At 63.2% G+C, this 18,866-nt stretch carries 16 protein-coding genes and 1 tRNA gene; 9 read left to right on the top strand and 8 right to left on the bottom strand.

Annotation, left to right across the window (positions count from 1 at the left end; genetic code table 11):
* Positions 1 to 39: 39 nt before the first annotated feature.
* The 3 genes from ACEQXV_RS07720 to ACEQXV_RS07730 form a co-directional block, all read right to left on the bottom strand.
* Positions 40 to 636, bottom strand: a complete 597-nt coding sequence (locus ACEQXV_RS07720; RefSeq protein ID WP_370251239.1) for a hypothetical protein — start codon at positions 634 to 636, stop codon at positions 40 to 42.
* A 9-nt stretch (positions 637 to 645) separates the two neighbouring features.
* A complete protein-coding gene (locus ACEQXV_RS07725; RefSeq protein ID WP_370251238.1) occupies positions 646 to 1,257 on the bottom strand; it encodes a ribonuclease D in 612 nt (203 codons plus the stop codon).
* A gap of 34 nt (positions 1,258 to 1,291) precedes the next feature.
* A tRNA-Leu gene (locus tag ACEQXV_RS07730) sits at positions 1,292 to 1,378 on the bottom strand.
* Positions 1,379 to 1,556: 178 nt separating this feature from the next.
* On the opposite strand from ACEQXV_RS07730, the gene ACEQXV_RS07735 reads away from it, so the two are divergent.
* Positions 1,557 to 2,543: a complex I NDUFA9 subunit family protein gene (locus tag ACEQXV_RS07735; protein WP_370268589.1), complete on the top strand. Its 987-nt coding sequence runs from the start codon at positions 1,557 to 1,559 to the stop codon at positions 2,541 to 2,543.
* Here the strand turns inward: ACEQXV_RS07735 and ACEQXV_RS07740 are convergent.
* Positions 2,540 to 3,343, bottom strand: coding sequence for an undecaprenyl-diphosphate phosphatase (locus tag ACEQXV_RS07740; RefSeq protein ID WP_370268590.1), 804 nt, complete (start codon positions 3,341 to 3,343; stop codon positions 2,540 to 2,542). The genes ACEQXV_RS07735 and ACEQXV_RS07740 overlap by 4 nt on opposite strands.
* A gap of 233 nt (positions 3,344 to 3,576) precedes the next feature.
* Between ACEQXV_RS07740 and ACEQXV_RS07745 the strand changes: the two genes are divergently transcribed.
* From ACEQXV_RS07745 to gltB, 4 genes are all read left to right on the top strand, one after another.
* Complete coding sequence (locus ACEQXV_RS07745) at positions 3,577 to 5,010, top strand: NAD(P)-dependent oxidoreductase (protein WP_370251235.1); 1,434 nt, start codon at positions 3,577 to 3,579, stop codon at positions 5,008 to 5,010.
* 128 nt (positions 5,011 to 5,138) lie between these two features.
* On the top strand, positions 5,139 to 5,858 hold the full coding sequence (locus ACEQXV_RS07750; protein WP_370251234.1) for a hypothetical protein: 720 nt from the start codon (positions 5,139 to 5,141) through the stop codon (positions 5,856 to 5,858).
* 39 nt (positions 5,859 to 5,897) lie between these two features.
* Positions 5,898 to 6,644, top strand: coding sequence for a hypothetical protein (locus ACEQXV_RS07755; RefSeq protein ID WP_370251233.1), 747 nt, complete (start codon positions 5,898 to 5,900; stop codon positions 6,642 to 6,644).
* 67 nt (positions 6,645 to 6,711) lie between these two features.
* A complete protein-coding gene (gltB, locus tag ACEQXV_RS07760; protein WP_370268591.1) occupies positions 6,712 to 11,250 on the top strand; it encodes a glutamate synthase large subunit in 4,539 nt (1,512 codons plus the stop codon).
* Positions 11,251 to 11,343: 93 nt separating this feature from the next.
* On the opposite strand, the gene serB is transcribed toward gltB, so the two are convergent.
* Together serB and ACEQXV_RS07770 are read right to left on the bottom strand one after the other, a co-directional pair.
* A complete protein-coding gene (serB, locus tag ACEQXV_RS07765; RefSeq protein WP_370251231.1) occupies positions 11,344 to 12,222 on the bottom strand; it encodes a phosphoserine phosphatase SerB in 879 nt (292 codons plus the stop codon).
* A 66-nt stretch (positions 12,223 to 12,288) separates the two neighbouring features.
* Positions 12,289 to 13,137: a cytochrome C gene (locus ACEQXV_RS07770; protein ID WP_370251230.1), complete on the bottom strand. Its 849-nt coding sequence runs from the start codon at positions 13,135 to 13,137 to the stop codon at positions 12,289 to 12,291.
* 264 nt (positions 13,138 to 13,401) lie between these two features.
* Here ACEQXV_RS07770 and ACEQXV_RS07775 point away from each other — a divergent pair, with 264 nt between their 5' ends.
* The 4 genes from ACEQXV_RS07775 to ACEQXV_RS07790 all read left to right on the top strand — a co-directional run bounded on the left by ACEQXV_RS07775 (position 13,402) and on the right by ACEQXV_RS07790 (position 18,051).
* Positions 13,402 to 14,556, top strand: coding sequence for a phosphoserine transaminase (locus ACEQXV_RS07775; RefSeq protein ID WP_370268593.1), 1,155 nt, complete (start codon positions 13,402 to 13,404; stop codon positions 14,554 to 14,556).
* A 111-nt stretch (positions 14,557 to 14,667) separates the two neighbouring features.
* On the top strand, positions 14,668 to 16,263 hold the full coding sequence (gene serA, locus ACEQXV_RS07780) for a phosphoglycerate dehydrogenase (RefSeq protein WP_370251228.1): 1,596 nt from the start codon (positions 14,668 to 14,670) through the stop codon (positions 16,261 to 16,263).
* A gap of 98 nt (positions 16,264 to 16,361) precedes the next feature.
* Positions 16,362 to 16,808, top strand: a complete 447-nt coding sequence (locus tag ACEQXV_RS07785; protein ID WP_370251227.1) for a MarR family winged helix-turn-helix transcriptional regulator — start codon at positions 16,362 to 16,364, stop codon at positions 16,806 to 16,808.
* A 67-nt stretch (positions 16,809 to 16,875) separates the two neighbouring features.
* Positions 16,876 to 18,051, top strand: a complete 1,176-nt coding sequence (locus tag ACEQXV_RS07790) for an acetyl-CoA C-acyltransferase family protein (protein ID WP_370251226.1) — start codon at positions 16,876 to 16,878, stop codon at positions 18,049 to 18,051.
* A 117-nt stretch (positions 18,052 to 18,168) separates the two neighbouring features.
* Here the strand turns inward: ACEQXV_RS07790 and ACEQXV_RS07795 are convergent, their stop codons facing one another.
* Positions 18,169 to 18,552: a hypothetical protein gene (locus tag ACEQXV_RS07795; protein ID WP_370268594.1), complete on the bottom strand. Its 384-nt coding sequence runs from the start codon at positions 18,550 to 18,552 to the stop codon at positions 18,169 to 18,171.
* A 165-nt stretch (positions 18,553 to 18,717) separates the two neighbouring features.
* Entirely contained in the window at positions 18,718 to 18,861 is a 144-nt protein-coding gene (locus tag ACEQXV_RS07800) for a hypothetical protein (RefSeq protein ID WP_370268595.1), read from the bottom strand.
* Positions 18,862 to 18,866 lie beyond the last annotated feature (5 nt).

The raw sequence follows: 18,866 nt of genomic DNA on the forward strand, positions 1-18,866 counted from the left end.
AAAAGGGCGGTCGAAATAAAGGCGCGCATGAAAACTCCGCTAATCCCTTGGTGCATATAGCACTCGAACACCCTCATTGAAAACGACTACATCGTTTCCATCAACCGAGGATATCTGCATGCGCCCCGCCGTGAGCTCCACACCGGGCCCGGTCAGGGCCACGTTGCCCGGCGCGTCGACGGTCGACGCCCGAAGTTCGAAATGCAGTTCTTCGGTGCTGAGCTGGTATCCGTCAGAGGTTGTCAGCTGCACGGACTGAGCCAGGTCAGCCATCTGCGCCCGCAGGTCGAACAGGCCACCACCAGCAACAACCAGCAGGATGATCCGCTCGGTCATGTCAATCCGGGCCTCGACCCCGTCGGCCTCTATCAGGTTGGGATCACCTGCCACAGGTGCCGCACGCTCAGCAGTAAAGATAACCTCTCGTCCGTCAGGCAGCGTCCCGGCAAAGCGCGGGTTCCCAAGGCGCTGCTCGCGCGCCAGTTCTTCGACATCCACCGCCGCGAAAGGGATAGCGCGATTGGGGTCCGGAGTTCGCGAGAAAAGGAACAGGGTCGACAGAAGCCCAAGCGCCACCAGTGGCAATATGATTTTCGCCCAGGAAACGACCGTGGAATAGGTGTTTGGCGCGGCCATCGGCGGGCCTCAGTGGCTGAAAATGTCGAGCTCGGGCCAGCCCGCCAGGTCAAGCTTGGCTCGGGTCGGCAAGAAGTCGAAGCAGGCTTGGGCAATCTCGGTGCGGCCCTCGCGTTCCAGGCGGCGTTCGAAGATTTCCTTCAGCCGGTGAAGATACAGCACATCCGAGGCGGCATAGGTCATCTGCGCATCGGTCAGCTTGGGCGCCCCCCAGTCCGAGCTTTGCTGGTGCTTGGAGATGTCCACATCCAGCAATTCCTGGCACAGGTTCCGCAGCCCGTGACGATCTGTATAGGTCCGGGTCAGCTTGGAGGCGATCTTGGTGCAGAAGACCGGAGCGGCCAATGCGCCGAAGGCATTGTACATGGCGGCAATGTCGAATCGGCCGAAATGAAACAGCTTCAGCACAGTTGGGTCTTCCAGCATGCGGGCCAGGTTGGGCGCGGCTGATTGCCCCTTCTCGATCTGAACGAGATGCGCGTTGCCATCGCCCCCCGACATCTGCACAAGGCACAGCCGGTCGCGATGCGGGTTGAGTCCCATGGTTTCGCAGTCAATGGCGACAACCGGCCCAAGATCCAACCCGTCAGGAAGGTCATTCTTGTAAAGGTGGATCGTCATGTCATCCCCTCGTCGAAAAGCGACCTGGAGGGGATGGTGCCCAGGAGAGGACTCGAACCTCCACGTCCGTACGGACACTAGCACCTGAAGCTAGCGCGTCTACCAATTCCGCCACCTGGGCCGGTGTCGTGAGAGCGGCAGATATCTCTCTGTCGGGGTGGTGTCAACGGGCCTCGGTGCAAAAAAATGCATTCTCTTGCGACAGGCTGATGCGGGCAGTGGGGGCGGGACGTTTTGCGCCTTGTCCTACAGGGGCGCGGCGCGTATCACACGCCCTAACCGAGACCGGAGGGACAAGCATGTCGAAACTCGTGACGATCTTTGGCGGGTCTGGCTTCGTGGGTCGCTACATTGCGCGGCGCATGGCCAAAGAAGGCTGGCGCGTTCGCGTGGCGGTGCGCCGCCCGAACGAAGCAATCTTCGTGCGTCCCTACGGTGCCGTTGGCCAGGTAGAGCCGATCCTTGCCAACATTCGCGATGATGCGTCCGTTGCTGCCGCGATCGCCGGGGCCGATGCGGTGGTGAACTGCGTTGGTGTTCTGACCGAGCGCGGCAAGAACAAGTTCGAAGCGGTTCAGGCCGAAGGCGCAGCGCGGATCGCCCGTCTTGCCGCCGAAGCAGGGGTTGGCCAACTGGTGCATCTGTCCGCGATCGGGGCCGATGCGGGGTCCGACAGCGACTATGCCCGCACGAAAGCCGAGGGCGAAGCCGCCGTTCTGAATAGCTTCCCGGGTGCGGTCATCCTTCGCCCCTCCGTGATTTTTGGCACCGAGGATGAATTCTTCAACCGCTTCGCCAAGATGACCAAGCTCGGTCCTGTTCTGCCCTTGGTGGGGGGTGAGTCGCGGTTCCAGCCGGTCTATGTCGATGACGTGGCCAAGGCCGCGGTTGCCGGTGTTCTGGGTCAGGCTGCGCCGGGCGTTTACGAACTGGGTGGTCCTGATGTGGAATCTCTGCATGACCTGATGGTCAAGATGCTGAAGGTGATCCGTCGTCGCCGCCTGATCGTGAACCTGCCCTTCTGGGTTGGTTCGGTTATGGCATTCGGCTTTGGCGCGATGCAGGCATTGACCGTTGGGCTGATCCACAATGGCATCCTCACCCGCGACCAGGTGCGCCAACTGCGCCGTGACAATGTCGTGGGCGAAGGTGCCAAGGGCTTTGCCGATCTCGGGATCGAGCCGACCGACATGGATGCGGTTCTGGCAGATTACCTGTGGCCTTATCGCCCCGGTGGTCAGTACTCCGATCTTCAGGCCAGCGCCCGGAACCTCAAGAACACCTAAGCGTAGGCAATAATCAGCAGCACGATGCCGAGGATCACCCTGTAAATCACGTACGGGGTGAAGCTCACGCTGCGCAAAAGTCGCATCATGAAAGTGAGTGCTGCCAAGGCAGCGATGAAGGCCATTCCGGCGGCAATGGCCCCGTTGTAGGCCGCTTCGGCATCGGCTGTGGCCACAACCTCTGCCCCCAGAAGCACGCCCGAGGCAAGGATCGTGGGGATCGACATCAGCATCGACAGTCGCGCCGAGTCATGACGCTCGTAGCCGAGCGTTCGGGCTGCGGTAATCGTGATGCCCGAACGCGAGGTGCCCGGGATCAAAGCGATGGCTTGCCACAGGCCCATGATCATTGCGTGGCGCAGGCTCCAGTCACGCGTATCAAGCCGCTCCGTGCCGCGCTGGTCGGCCCAGTATAGCACCAGGCCGAAGATCAGCATCGTCCAGCCAATCACCGCCATTGAGCGCAAAGAGTCATCAAGGCCAGTCAGCTTTAGCGCCAGGCCGAACAGGATAACGGGGATCGTCGCGATGATCAGACCAAGCGCCAGCCTGGCCTCGGCGCTGTCACGTTTGCCAGTGGCCAGCTGTCCGGTTCCGATCAGAGCCGCGCGGACATCGCGCCAGAAATACAGCACAACCGCCCCAAGCGTTCCGACGTGAACGGCCACATCGATGACCTGTCCCTGGTCGGCCATGCCAGTGAGTTCGGGCAAGAGAATCAGGTGCCCGGAAGAGGAAATGGGCAGAAACTCGGTAAGGCCCTGGATGACCGCAACGATGAAGAGGTGAAACAGCGTCATTTTATCCTGCCCTGTAACCGAGTAGAGCGACTTTCGCAACTATCTGATTTACATTGAGAAAATCCAATATATGTCAACAATACTGCCATATAAATGCCGCCGATATCTCCATTGGGGGATGAGGGAGGCCAATTGTCGCCCAAATAGGTCAGCATTGCTGTCTTTTCATGTTTTCGGAGCGCTTGTATAGGAGCTTTCCTAGCTGATCCTAAAGGGAACCTGAAAGGCACGCCATGGCTGTTGAGAAGATGCTGAAGTTCGTGACCGTGGGCAAGTCCATGCCCGAGAAGCGCTCGGCCGAGGAGCGCGCGCATGATTTCAACGAGATTTATGGCGAATATGCTGCCGCGAAGGCAGAGGAACAGGCCAGCCGTTGCAGCCAGTGCGGCGTGCCCTATTGCCAGTCCCATTGCCCGCTGCACAACAACATCCCCGACTGGCTGCGCCTGACCGCGACGGGCCGGTTGCAGGAAGCCTATGAGATCAGCCAGGCGACCAATACTTTCCCGGAAATCTGTGGCCGCATCTGCCCGCAGGATCGCCTGTGCGAAGGCAACTGCGTGATCGAGCAATCGGGCCACGGCACCGTGACCATTGGTTCCGTCGAAAAATACATCACCGACACCGCCTGGGAACAGGGCTGGGTCAAACAGATCAAGCCGGCCCATGAACGCCCGGAAAGCGTTGGCATCATCGGCGCTGGCCCCGGCGGCCTCGCCGCTGCCGACCGTCTGCGCCGCGCAGGGCTGCAAGTGACGGTCTACGACCGCTATGACCGTTCGGGCGGCCTGCTGACCTACGGCATTCCCGGCTTCAAGCTGGAAAAAGACGTGGTGATGCGCCGAAACAAGCAGCTGGAAGATGGCGGCGTCACCTTTGTTCTGAACTGCAACGTGGGCGAGGATATCAGCTTTGCCGAGATCCGCGAAAAGCATGATTTCGTGGTTATTGCCACGGGCGTCTACAAGACTCGCGACCTGGGCGGGCCGGGCGCCGGTGCTGCCGGGATCGTGCGCGCGATCGACTACCTGACCGCGTCCAACCGCCTGTCCTTCGGTGACAGCGTGCCGGAATTCACCTCGGGCGAACTGAATGCTGAAGGCAAGAAGGTCGTCGTGATCGGGGGCGGCGACACCGCGATGGATTGCGTTCGCACGGCGATCCGCCAAGGGGCGGAAAGCGTGAAATGCCTCTACCGCCGCGACCGGGCCAATATGCCCGGCTCTCAGCGCGAGGTGCAGAATGCCGAGGAAGAAGGCGTCGAATTCGTCTGGCTTGCCGCGCCCAAGGGCTTTGCGGGCGATCCCGTGACCGGCGTGATGGTGCAGCAGATGCGGCTGGGTCAGCCCGACGCATCGGGCCGCCGCAGCCCCGAAGTGATCGAGGGTGCAGATTACGTCGAAGAGGCCGATCTGGTCATCAAGGCGCTGGGCTTCGAGCCGGAGGACCTGCCTGCCCTGTGGAACACGCCCGAACTGGAAGTGACCCGCTGGGGCACCGTGAAGGCCGATTTCCAGACGCATGAAACCAACCTGCCGGGCGTCTACGCGGTGGGCGATATTCAGCGCGGCGCAAGCCTTGTCGTCTGGGCGATCCGCGACGGGCGCGAGGCGGCAGATGACATCCTGTCGAAACTGGCAGTCAGCACGGGGGTCGCCGCCGAATAAGGGCCAAAAAGGGTGGGCACCGGGCGTACACCACCTGTACACCATGCGTACACCCCCCGTGCATACGGAACCCCACGAATTTCGGAGTCACCGCTGCACGCGCCAGTATTCAGGGAAGGATTGCTGACATGTTCAACTTGATCATCCGTTACCTCGCAGCCACCGCATTAACCCTTTCGGGGGTATTTGCCCTGCTGCCCGCCGCCCCCGCGGCGGCTCAGGGGATGGCGCGCATCACGCCACCCGCGGGATGCACGGCCTTCCTGACCGTTCAGTCGCGCGGATGCACCGTGTCGCATAGCTGGACCTGCGAAGGCGATCCCGAGGGGACTCATTGGCGCCTGTCGATGGATGAGGATGGGCCGTTCTACCTGAACTACACCGACAGCGAGTTTCGCTGGCTTCTGTCCTACGAGCTGCGCTCGGGCGCGCAGAACACCCTGATCCAGCCCGAACAGGACCCGGCTTCGATCAGCGATCTCTTCGCCAATGGCGTCGATTCCATGGTCTTCTCGCTGATCCATGAAACCGACACCGGCCAGCGCATCCAGCGCGACTATACCGGGTTCGACCGGCTGACCGGGGAAACCGTGGAAATCGACGGGCGTATCCTGAACCGCACCGAGTTTTCCTATGAATACGACCTGGGCGAAGGCCCGCGCCGCGTGGAAGGCAACCAGTATGTCAGCGAAGACTGGCGGATGTTCTTCGGCGGCATGGAAGTGACGACCCTGCCCAATGGCGAAAGCTTCGAAGGGGATTATTCCCCGGTCGAGTTCGCCGAACCGGGCGAACGCGGCTTCCTTAGCGCGACGCCGCTTTATGATTGCGGGGACATGATGTCGTGAGCGCATGCCGGTCCGCATATGCCTGCCCTGGGGGTGCCCATGGCGCATGATCTGACGATCACCGAGGTCCTTCGGGACCCGGACCTGCATATGTGGGAACATCGCGCCGACTCTCGCGATGCGGTGCTGTGCCTGTCGGGTGTCGGAACCGATCCGGCGGAAACGCCGGGGCATGAATTCGCCCGCTCGGCCAGCGGCAATGGCACGCGCAACGTGCTGTTCGTGGCCGATCCGAACCGGACCTGGCTGAACGGCCCTGGCCTGATCGAAAAGATCGTGGAGCTTTGGGATGCGTTCGTGACGCGCTGCGGGTCGCCGCGCCGTGTTGCGCTGGGCCATTCGATGGGTGGATTCGCGGCGCTCGTTCTGCCGGGCTTCACGCGGCTCGACTCCGCCCTTGCCTTTGCGCCGCAGTTTTCCGTCGATCCGTCGATCGTGCCCGATGAACACCGCTGGATGGAGTATCGCGAGAAGATCGAGAGCTTCCGTATCCGCAGCGTGGCCGATCATCTGAACGACAGCACCGACTATGTCATCCTGCATGGCCGCCACCCGCGCGAAGCGGTTCAGCGCGACCTGTTTCCGCTGGCCGGCAACATCCGCCATTTCATCCTGCCGCGCACCCATCACGACGTGCCGCAGAAGCTGAAGATGGCGGGGGTCCTGGCGCCGTTCATGAAAGCGGTGATCGACAAGCGGGTGCGCCGCGCGCGGCTGATCCTGCAAGACAATTTCGGGGCGGAACTGCGCCGCCCGAGCGAGACAGGCGAAGGAGTGGTCGCATGACATTCCCCGCCCACAGAGACACCGGTTCGGGCCGCGCGCCCGGAACGCCCGTAGAAGGAGAGCCTCAATGACCAAATACGATGCAACTTGGGTCGCCGCCGAAGAGGCCAAGCGCAAGTGGATGGCCGAGAACGGCATGTATATCGAGGAAGAAGAGCATTCTTCCTGCGGTGTGGGTCTTGTCGTGTCGCTGGATGGCCAGCCGTCGCGCAAGGTTGTCGAGGCCGGGATCACCGCGCTCAAGGCGATCTGGCACCGGGGGGCTGTCGATGCCGATGGCAAGACCGGGGATGGCGCGGGTATCCATGTGCAAATCCCGGTGCCCTTCTTCTACGACCAGATCCGCCGCACCGGGCACGAGCCGGACATGGACCAGCTGATTGCCGTGGGCCAGGTTTTCCTGCCGCGCAGCGATTTCGGGGCCCAGGAAACCTGCCGGACCATCGTGGAAAGCGAAGTCCTGCGGATGGGCTATTACATCTATGGCTGGCGCCATGTGCCGGTGGACGTGTCCTGCCTGGGCGAGAAGGCGAACGCGACGCGCCCGGAGATCGAGCAGATCCTCATTTCGAACTCCAAGGGCGTGGATGAAGAGACCTTCGAGCGCGAGCTCTACGTGATCCGCCGCCGGATCGAGAAGGCCGCCGCCGCCGCCGGGATCGGAAGCCTTTACCTGTGTTCGTTGTCCTGCCGTTCGATCATCTACAAGGGCATGATGCTGGCCGAGCAGGTCAGCGAGTTCTACCCCGACCTTCAGGATGAGCGCTTCGAAAGCGCCTTCGCGATCTATCACCAGCGCTATTCCACCAACACCTTCCCGCAGTGGTGGCTGGCGCAGCCCTTCCGCATGCTGGCCCATAACGGCGAGATCAACACGCTCAAGGGCAACCTGAACTGGATGAAGAGCCATGAAATCCGCATGGCGTCGAACTACTTCGGCGACCTGGCGGAGGACATCAAGCCGATCGTCCCGGGCGGGTCGTCCGACTCGGCAGCGCTTGATGCGGTGTTCGAAGTGCTGGTGCGTGCGGGCCGCAACGCGCCCATGGCCAAGACCATGCTGGTCCCCGAAGCCTGGTCCAAGACCTCGACCGAGCTGCCGCAGGCCTGGCAGGACATGTATGCCTATTGCAACAGCGTGATGGAGCCGTGGGACGGCCCCGCCGCGCTGGCCATGACCGACGGGCGCTGGGTTTGCGCCGGGCTGGACCGCAACGGCCTGCGTCCGATGCGCTATGTCGTGACGGGCGAGGGGCTGCTGATCGCGGGTTCCGAAGCCGGGATGGTTCCGGTCAACGAGGCGAACCTTGTCGAGAAGGGCGCGCTTGGCCCGGGCCAGATGATCGCCGTCGATATGCAAGAGGCGAAGCTTTACCACGACACCGAGATGAAAGACGCGCTGGCCGCCAGCCGGCCCTTCGGTGATTGGGTCGAAAAGGTCGTGGACCTGGGCGCTGAAACCGAGGGGCTGACGGAATCGGTCGCGTTCTCGGGGTCCGAGCTGCGCCAGCGTCAGATCTCGGCGGGCTACACGCTGGAAGAGCTGGAGCAGATCCTCGCGCCGATGGCCGAGGACGGCAAGGAAACGCTGGCATCCATGGGCGATGACACGCCGTCGGCGGTTCTGTCCAAGCAGTATCGGCCGCTTTCCCACTTCTTCCGCCAGAACTTCAGCCAGGTGACCAACCCGCCGATCGACAGCCTGCGCGAATACCGGGTGATGAGCCTCAAGACCCGGTTCGGCAACCTCAAGAACGTGCTGGACGAGGACAGCAGCCAGACCGAGATTCTCGTGCTGGAAAGCCCCTTCGTGACCAACGCGCAATTTCAGGCACTGCTGACCCAGTTCGGCGAGAGCGTCGTCAGCATCGACTGCACCTTCCCCACTGGCGGTGGTCAGGGTGCCCTGCGCGAAGCGCTGTCGCGCATCCGCCAGGAAGCAGAAGACGCGGTGCGCTCGGGCGCCGGGCACATCGTGCTGACGGATCGCGGCCAGAACCACGAACGGGTGGCGATGCCGATGATCCTTGCCACGAGCGCCGTGCATAGCTGGCTGACCAAGCAGGGCCTTCGCACCTTCTGCTCGATCAACGTGCGGTCGGCCGAATGCATCGACCCGCATTATTTCGCGGTTCTGATCGGCGCGGGCGCCACCACGGTGAACGCCTATCTTGCGCAGGACAGCCTGGCCGACCGGATCGACCGAGGCCTGCTGGAATGCAGCCTGACCGAAGCCATGGCGCGCTATCGCAACGCGATCGACCAGGGTCTGCTGAAGATCATGGCCAAGATGGGGATCTCGGTCATTTCGTCCTATCGTGGCGGCCTGAACTTCGAGGCGGTCGGTCTGAGCCGTGCGATGGTGGCGGAATACTTCCCCGGCATGATTTCCAGAATCTCGGGCATCGGGGTCAGCGGTCTTCAGCGCAAGGCCGAGGAAGTGCATGCCAAGGGCTGGCTTTCGCAGGGCGACGTGCTGCCCATCGGTGGCTTTTACAAGGCGCGCCGCTCGGGCGAGAAGCACGCCTGGGAAGCGCAGACGATGCACATGATGCAGATGGCCTGCAACACCGCGTCCTACGAGATGTGGAAGCAGTATTCGGCCAAGATGCGGTCGAACCCGCCCATCCACCTGCGCGACCTTCTGGATATCAAGCCGCTTGGCAAGGCGATCCCGATCGAGGAAGTGGAATCGATCACCTCGATCCGCAAGCGCTTCGTCACGCCGGGCATGTCGCTTGGGGCGCTGTCGCCCGAGGCGCACAAGACGCTGAACGTCGCCATGAACCGGATCGGCGCCAAGTCCGACAGTGGTGAAGGCGGGGAAGATCCGGCGCATTTCGTGCCGGAGCCCAACGGCGACAACCCGTCGGCCAAGATCAAGCAGGTGGCCTCGGGGCGCTTCGGCGTCACGGCGGAATACCTCAACCACTGCGAAGAGCTGGAAATCAAGGTGGCCCAGGGTGCCAAGCCCGGCGAGGGCGGCCAGTTGCCCGGCATGAAGGTCACCGACCTGATTGCGCGGCTGCGTCACTCGACCAAGGGTGTGACCCTGATTTCGCCGCCGCCGCACCACGATATCTATTCCATCGAGGACCTGGCGCAGCTGATCTATGATCTCAAGCAGATCAACCCTCGCTGCAAGGTGACGGTGAAGCTGGTGGCTTCGTCGGGCGTCGGCACCATTGCCGCCGGCGTAGCCAAGGCCAAGGCCGACATCATCCTGATTTCCGGCCACAACGGCGGCACCGGCGCCAGCCCTGCGACCTCGATCAAGTTCGCGGGTCTGCCCTGGGAAATGGGTCTGACCGAGGCACATCAGGTGCTGGCGATGAACAACCTGCGCGACCGGGTGACGCTGCGCACCGATGGCGGCCTGCGCACCGGGCGTGACATCGTCATGGCGGCGATGATGGGGGCCGAGGAATACGGCATCGGCACCGCGGCGCTGATCGCCATGGGCTGCATCATGGTGCGTCAGTGCCAGTCGAACACCTGCCCGGTGGGCGTCTGCACGCAGGACGAGCGCCTGCGCGAGAAGTTCACCGGCAATGCCGACAAGGTGGTGAACCTCATCACCTTCTACGCGCAGGAAGTTCGGGAACTGCTGGCCAGCATCGGGGCACGGTCGCTGGACGAAGTGATTGGCCGGGCCGACCTGCTGACCCAGGTCAGCCGGGGGGCGGCGCATCTCGATGATCTCGACCTCAACCCGCTGCTGATCACGGTGGATGGCTCGCAGAACATCGTCTACGACCGCTACAAGGCTCGCAACGCGGTGCCGGATACGCTCGATGCCCAGATCGTCAAGGACGCGCATCGTTTCCTCGAAGACGGCGAGAAGATGCAGCTGAGTTACGCGGTGCAGAACACGCTGCGCACCATCGGCACGCGCACTTCCAGCCACATCGTCAAGAACTTCGGGATGCGCAACGCGCTGCAGCCCGACCACCTGACGGTCAAGCTGGAAGGCTCGGCCGGGCAGTCTCTGGGTGCCTTCGCGGCGCCGGGGCTGAAGCTGGAAGTGTCGGGCGATGCCAACGACTACGTGGGCAAGGGCCTGTCGGGGGGCACCATCGTTGTGCGGCCCGCGCAGGTCAGCCCGTTGCAGGCGGATGCCAATGTGATCATCGGCAACACGGTTCTGTATGGCGCGACGGACGGCTACCTGTTCGCGGCTGGCCGCGCGGGCGAACGCTTCGCGGTTCGGAACTCCGGCGCCAAGGTGGTGATCGAGGGCTGCGGGTCGAACGGTTGTGAATACATGACCGGCGGCGTCGCGGTGATCCTGGGTTCCATCGGGGCGAATTTCGGGGCCGGGATGACGGGCGGCATGGCCTATCTCTACGATCCCGAGGGAACTGCGCTGGAAAACATGAACCTGGAAACGCTGGTGACCTGCCCGGTCACGGTGGATCACTGGGAAGACCAGTTGCACGGGCTGGTGGCGCGCCACGCCGCCGAGACCGGATCGCGCAAGGCCGCCGAGATCCTCCAGCACTGGGACGAGGAGAAGGCGAACTTCCTTCAGGTCTGCCCGAAAGAGATGCTGAACAAGATCTCCCATCCGCTTGGGATCGAGGAACAGGCGGTTCCGGCGGAGTGATCTGCAGTTCATGAACTGAAAACGGGCCCTTCGGGGCCCGTTGTTCATTGGGTTGGAAGGAGTTGCCGGTTGCAGCCCCAATTCATGCTAGGATCAGGCGCTGACAAAATCGCTGTCGGCATAGCCCTGCAGATAAAGCAGCGCCGTCAGGTCGCCGTGGTTCACGCGGATATCGCATTCGGCCTGAACGGAGGGTTTCGCGTGCAGCGCGACGCCGGAGCCCGCCAGCCCCAGCATGCCCAGATCGTTCGCGCCATCGCCCACGGCGATCACGTCGGCGGGCGTGAGGCCGAGCCGGGCCGTGATTTCACGCAACGCGGCAACCTTGGCATCGCGCCCGAGGATCGGGCGCGCCACCTCCCCGGTCAGCTGGCCAGCCTCGGCCAGCAGCGTGTTGGCGCGGTTTTCGTCAAAGCCCAGATCGCCGGCGACCTGCGCGGTGAAGGCCGTGAACCCGCCCGAGACCAGCGCCGCATAAGCGCCGTGGGCCTTCATCGTGGCGATCAGGGCCTTGCCGCCCGGCATATGGGTGATGCGGGTGGCCAGCACGCGGGTGATGACCTCCTCGGGCAGGCCCTTCAACAGGCCCACACGTTCAATGAGCGCGCCTTCGAAGTCGAGTTCCCCATTCATGGCGCGCGCGGTGATGTCCTTCACCCGCTCGCCCACCCCGGCCTCATCGGCCAGTTCGTCGATGCATTCCTGCTGGATCATGGTGCTGTCCATGTCGGCCAGTAGCATCCGTTTGCGGCGGCCTTCTGCGGCTTGCACCACGAGGTCGACGCCCTCGGATTGCAGGCTCTCCCACACGTCCCACCGGTTTGCGGGGATCTGCTGCAGGGAAAACTCTGCCGCGACATCGGGCGAAAGCCACTGGGCATCCCCACCGCCCCATGCATTGCGAAGGGAATCGACCAGCGCGGGGCTCAGCCCCCTGGTGGCGGGATTGGTCAGAAGCGTGGCGATGAACATGGGCGTGCCCCCCGTGGCCTGCGATTGGCACGCATAAACCACGGAGGGCGCCGGATTTGAAGGGGCTCAGCCTGCGTCAGGAAGCGGCGGCAGGCTGCGCAGGTAGAGGATGATCGCGGCCAGGTCATCCGCAGTCATTCTGGCTAGGAACCCGTAGGGCATCGGCGGGAACATGGGCGACCCGTCGGGTCGCATGCCTTGCGTGATCATCGTGGCGATTTCATCATCCGCGTAGCCGACCAGCCCGTCCTCGTGGCTGGTGATGTTCGAAGCAACGGAAATGCCCCAGGGCCCGTGGAATTCGAACCCGCCGCGGCCCAGGTCGGTTTCGACCATTGGTCCCATCGGTCCCATGGGCGTGTGACACTCCATGCAATGGGCAACCGGCCCGGCGAGGTATGCGCCATATTCCACCGTCACGCCTGCGGGGATATCGGCCACGCTGTCGACCGGCGGGCCATAGGCCGGAGGCAGCGGGATGTTGTAGGCCGACTGGCCGGGGTCGTGATCCACGGCCGGGACCGTGCGCAGGTAAGCGACGATGGCGGACAGGTCGCTGTCGCTGAGGCCGCGATAGAAGGTGAAGGGCATGGGAGGACCGATGACCGATCCATCGGGGCGAATCCCCTCGCGGATGGCGCGGCCCAGCTCCGCATCGGACCACTCGGCCACGCGGCCTGCCGGGGTGATGTTGGGGGCGATAGCCGTGAACAGGTCATTGGCTTCGACAAGCCGTCCGCCAAGCTCTTGCCCTGCGATGAAGCCTGCGGGGCCCATGGGGGAATGGCAATTTCCGCATCCCGCAGGTCCGGTCACCAGATATTCGCCCCGGGCCACGGCATCATCGCTTTGTGCGTGAAGGGGCGTGGCGAGAAGGGCGGTGGCGGCCAGGGCCGCACGCGTCAGTTTTTTCATTTGGAACCTCCCGTTTCCCGGCAAGCCGTTGGTCCAGCTGGCCGGAAATCCCCTTTAGCACGAAAACAATCAGCAAAGGAGATAATTTGCACGCGATGGTTGTGTTTCCCGGCGTTTCCGATCGTGAACGGCCCGAGCAGGAAATTTTCCCAATGCGACGCCTTGGACCGATTTTCCGACTTGTGCGTCCCCGTGGCTGGCCGTATTTCCAGCGGTGGGACACCCCTCCCCAACGAGGGGCGTATATCTGGAAGGATACCAGCAATGGTGACGAATACCCCGGCAGCGCGCCCGGCCAATCCGCGCTTCTCTTCTGGCCCCTGTGCCAAACCCCCCACTTGGACTCTTGATGCCCTGAAAGACGCCGCGCTTGGCCGCAGCCACCGTGCCGCTATTGGCAAGGACAAGCTGAAGGCCGCCATTGAAGGCACGCGCGAGGTTCTGGGGATCCCCGCAGATTACAAGATCGGCATCGTGCCCGCATCCGACACCGGTGCCGTGGAAATGGCGCTGTGGTCGCTGCTTGGCGCACGCAAGGCGACCATGGTTGCCTGGGAAAGCTTCGGATCGGGCTGGGTGTCCGACGTGGTCAAGCAGCTGAAGCTCGATGCCGATGTGAAGACCGCCGACTATGGCCAGATCGTCGACATGGCGGCGATCGATTATGACACCGACGTTGTCTTTACCTGGAACGGCACTACCTCGGGGGTGCGCGTGGCCAATGGCGACGTGATCCCGGCGGACCGCGAGGGCCTGACCATTTGCGACGCGACGTCGGCCGCTTTCGCGATGGACCTGCCCTGGGACAAGCTCGATGTGACGACCTTCAGCTGGCAGAAGGTCATGGGCGGCGAAGCGGCCCACGGCATGCTGATCCTGTCGCCTCGCGCCGTCGAACGGCTGGAAAGCTACACCCCGGCCTGGCCGCTGCCCAAGATCTTCCGCATGACCAAGGGCGGCAAGCTGATCGACGGCATCTTCACCGGCGCCACCATCAACACGCCGTCCATGCTGTGCGTTGAGGATTACCTTATTGCGCTGGACTGGGCGCGCGAGGTCGGCGGGCTTGAAGGGCTGATCGCCCGCTCGACCGCCAATGCGCGGGCCGTGTGGGATTTCTGCGACCAGCATGACTGGATCGCGAACCTGGCCGAGGATGCGGCGACGCGCTCGAACACCAGTGTCTGCCTGAAGTTCACCGATACCCGCATCGTCGACGGAGCGGCCTTCGCCAAGGCGGTGGCCAAGCGCCTGGAGGCCGAGGGTATCGCGCTCGATATCGGTGCCTATCGCGATGCGCCTGCGGGCCTGCGCATCTGGTGCGGCGCAACGGTGGAAACCTCGGATATCGAGGCGATGCTGCCGTGGCTGGAATGGGCGTTCAACGCCGAGATCGCCGCACAGGCAGAAGCCGCCTGATCAAGATTGCCACCCCCGCGCAAGCGGGGGCCCTTCCCCGATTTTACTGCCCCAAGAGATTCCCGCTTTCACGGGGATGACAGGGTGGACCCCGCAAAAGGACCAAGCACAATGGCCCCCAAAGTTCTCGTATCCGACAAGCTCAGCGAAACCGCCGTTCAGATCTTCCGCGATCGCGGTATCGAGGTTGATTTCGAACCCGGCCTCGGCAAGGACAAGGACGCGCTTCTTGCCAGGATCGGTGAATATGACGGTCTTGCCATCCGTTCGGCCACCAAGGTGACCGAGAAGATCCTTGAAGCCGCAACCAACCTCAAGGTCATCGGTCGCGCCGGGATCGGCACCGACAATATCGACAAGCCCGCCGCGTCCAAGAAGGGCGTGATCGTCATGAACACCCCCTTCGGCAACATGATCACCACCGCCGAACACGCGATCGCGATGATGTTCGCCGTGGCCCGCCAGATCCCCGAGGCCAGCGCCTCGACCCATGCGGGCAAGTGGGAAAAGTCGAAATTCATGGGGGTCGAGCTGACTGGCAAGACCCTTGGCGTCATCGGCGCGGGCAATATCGGCGGCATCGTTTGCGACCGCGCCCGTGGGCTGAAGATGAAGGTCGTCGCCTACGATCCCTTCCTGTCGGAAGAGAAGGCCGACAAGATGGGTGTCGAAAAGGTGGAGCTTGAGGATCTGCTCAAGCGGGCCGATTTCATCACGCTTCACGTGCCGCTGACCGACCAGACCCGCAACATCCTGTCGAAGGACAACCTCGCCAAGACCAAGAAAGGCGTTCGGATCATCAACTGCGCCCGTGGCGGTCTGGTCGATGAGGAAGCCCTGGCCGAGCTGTTGAAATCCGGTCACGTGGCCGGCGCGGCCTTCGACGTGTTCTCGGTGGAACCGGCAACGGAAAACCCGCTCTTCAACCTGCCCAACGTGGTCTGCACCCCGCATCTGGGCGCAGCGACGACCGAAGCGCAGGAAAACGTGGCGCTGCAAGTGGCCGAACAGATGGCGGATTACCTGCTGACCGGTGCCGTGCAGAACGCGCTGAACATGCCGTCGGTCACCGCCGAGGAAGCCAAGCTGATGGGCCCGTGGCTGAAACTGGCGCAGCATCTGGGCAGCTTCGTGGGCCAGCTGACCTCGGAAGCCATCGACGAGATTCGCATCACCTATAACGGTATCGCGGGCACCATGAATCTCGAAGCGCTGAACTGCGGCGTGATCGCGGGGATCATGAAGGCCGTGAACCCAGATGTGAACATGGTTTCGGCTCCGGTCATCGCGCGCGAGCGGGGGATCGAGATCTCGACCACCACGCAGGACAAGTCGGGCGCCTTCGAAGGCTATATCCGGCTGGAGGTCGTGACTCCGCACCGCACGAGGTCCATCGCGGGCACCGTGTTCTCGGATGGCAAACCGCGCTTCATCCAGATCAAGGGCATCAATATCGACGCAGAGATCGGCCAGCACATGCTCTACACCACCAATGAAGACGTGCCGGGCATCATCGGGACGCTTGGTCAGACCATGGGCGAAAACGGCGTGAACATCGCGAACTTTACCCTGGGCCGCTCCGGCGCCGGGAAAGACGCGATTGCCCTGCTTTATCTCGACGCGCAGCCGCCTGCCGAAGTGCTGGAAAAACTGCGTGCGACCGGCCTTTTCCAGCAGGTTGCACCGATGGAATTCGACGCCGCCTAAGCCCGGCGACGGACTGACATGAAAACGCCCCGGACACCGTTCCGGGGCGTTTTTCGTTGAGGCTTGCCTTGGGGCGCGCTTTCACACCATCCTTGGGCATGAGTAGCGACAAGCCCTTCATCCTCGACGATTTCCTGCCCTACCAACTGGCCGTGGTGGCCGAGCGGGTCAGCCGGCAGTTCTCTCGCCACTACCGCGAGATGTTCGGTCTCTCGCGGTCGGAATGGCGCGTCGTGGCGCATCTGAGCCAGCAGCCTTCGGTTTCGGTCCGAGAGATTGCCGCGCAGGCAGAGCTGGACAAGTCCAAGGTCAGCCGGGCCGTGAGTCGGCTGGAGACGCAGGGCTATGTCACGAAGGAGTCTTCACCCGCCGACAGGCGGCTGGTCGTGCTGGCACTGACCGACAAGGGGCGGCAGATGGTGGCCAAGCTCACGCCGATTGCCGAGGCCTACCAGCAGGAGGTTCTGAGTGACCTTGCGTCAGATGCAGACGGATTCCGCAGCGCGCTGAAACGGCTCATGGCAGAGCCGGGACAACGCGGATAAAACACCTCCAGGGGAATTTGGCAGATGCCCGCTGGAAGGTGGGTTCCAGTATTTTGGAGGAAAGTGAATGACCGATATCGTGATCCTGTCCGGTGCCCGGACGGCCATCGGAACCTTTGGCGGCTCGCTGGCGGCGATCCCGCCGATCGAGCTGGGCACCGTGGCCGCGAAGGCCGCGCTGGAGCGCGCCGGAGTGGAGGGCAAACAGATCGGTACCGTCACCTATGGCCACGTGATCAACACCGAGCCGCGTGACATGTACCTGTCCCGCGTTGCGTCGATGCAGGCCGGTGTGCCCGATACCACGCCCGCGATGAACGTGAACCGCCTGTGCGGATCGGGGGCGCAGGCCATCGTTTCCGTGGTTCAGAGCCTGATGCTGGGCGATGCCGATTTCGGCCTGGCAGGCGGTGCCGAAAGCATGAGCCGCGGCCCCTATATCGTGCCCGGAATCCGTTGGGGCCAAAAGATGGGCGACATGGGCGCAACCGACATGATGGTGGGTGCCCTGCACTGTCCGTTCGGCACCGGCCACATGGGGGTCACGGCCGAAAACGTGGCCGATGAACATGACATCACCCGCGAGCAGATGGATGCCTTCGCCGCAGAAAGCCAGAAGCGCGCACTTGCTGCCATCGAGGCGGGCTATTTCAAGGATCAGATCGTGCCGGTCGAGGTGAAGGTCAAACGCGACCTGGTGCCCTTTGACACCGATGAACATCCCAAGCCCTCGTCGATGGAAACGCTTGGCGGGCTTCGGGCCGTGTTCAAGAAGGATGGTCGCGTGACGGCGGGCAACGCGTCGGGCATCAACGATGGTGCCGCGGCCCTGGTTCTGGCCCGCGCCGATGCTGCCGCGGCTGCCGGGCTGACGCCGCGCGCGCGCATTCTGGGCTATGCCCATGCAGGCGTGCGCCCCGAGGTGATGGGAATCGGCCCCGTGCCCGCGGTGCAGAACCTGCTGGCCAAGACCGGGCTGTCGATTACCGATTTCGACGTGATCGAATCGAACGAGGCTTTCGCCGCGCAGGCGCTGGCGGTCAACAAGGGCCTCGGGCTCGACCCTGCCAAGGTGAACCCCAATGGCGGCGCGATTGCCCTTGGCCACCCCGTGGGCGCAACCGGCGCAATCATCACCGTCAAGGCGATGTACGAGCTGGAGCGCATCGGCGGGTCAAAGGCGCTGATCACCATGTGCATCGGTGGCGGTCAGGGGATCGCGATCGCGATCGAGCGTCTCTGAACGCTTGGCCAGTCGACAAGAAAACCCCCGGTGCCTGCGCGGCATCGGGGGTTTTTCGTGGATCCGGCAGGAGAGGGGAGAGGCACCCCCGCCGGATCCGGCCCGTGAGTGTGGGCATCAGTTCTCGTCTTCGCGGGCCGCTTCTGCCAGTTCAGCAAAGATGCGCTGCGCAACCTCGTTATGGCCGAAACTCTGGGTCGAGATCACTTCGCTGCCGGTGTTCAGCAGGTAGGCCACGATATTGGTTTCCTGGTCCTCGATCGCATGGCGCAGGCGGGCCTCGTAGGCCACCGAGGCGTCGGTCGGGTTCGAGCCGCCATTCAGGATGAAGTGGACGATGGGCTGGTTGTTCTCTTCCATCGCCTGGCGCAGCTGGATCAGCTCGGCGGTGGTGTAGGCGCCGGGTTCGACACCGAGGGAGCGGGCGAAGCTGTCGCTGGCGAAAGCGGCCGGGACGGCAAGGGCAGCAACGAGGGCAGTGGTGAGCGCGAGGGTTTTCATGGGTCTTTCCTTTCAGATGCGGTGTGGTGGAGGGCATCGCCTCCGATAGGGTCAAGGTAGGCACCCGATTTCGGTGTTTCACCCCACGAAAGAAAGAGATTCACGTGATAATGGTGCGTCTGTGCACATAATGGACTGCGATACGGCCAAGACCGTCACGACCGGTTACGGAGCCGTGATTTCCAGAAACACCGTGGCCACGCGCCCCCGGGAATCGATCACCGTCAGGTCCACGAAACCCGCGCCGGGCTGTCCGAGGTCCATGTCGCGGTCTTGCACGCCGATCCCGATGGGACGCCCGTTCCACAGCCAGG

The sequence above is a fragment of the Nioella sp. genome (genome assembly GCF_964229645.1).
Lineage (GTDB): Bacteria > Pseudomonadota > Alphaproteobacteria > Rhodobacterales > Rhodobacteraceae > Nioella.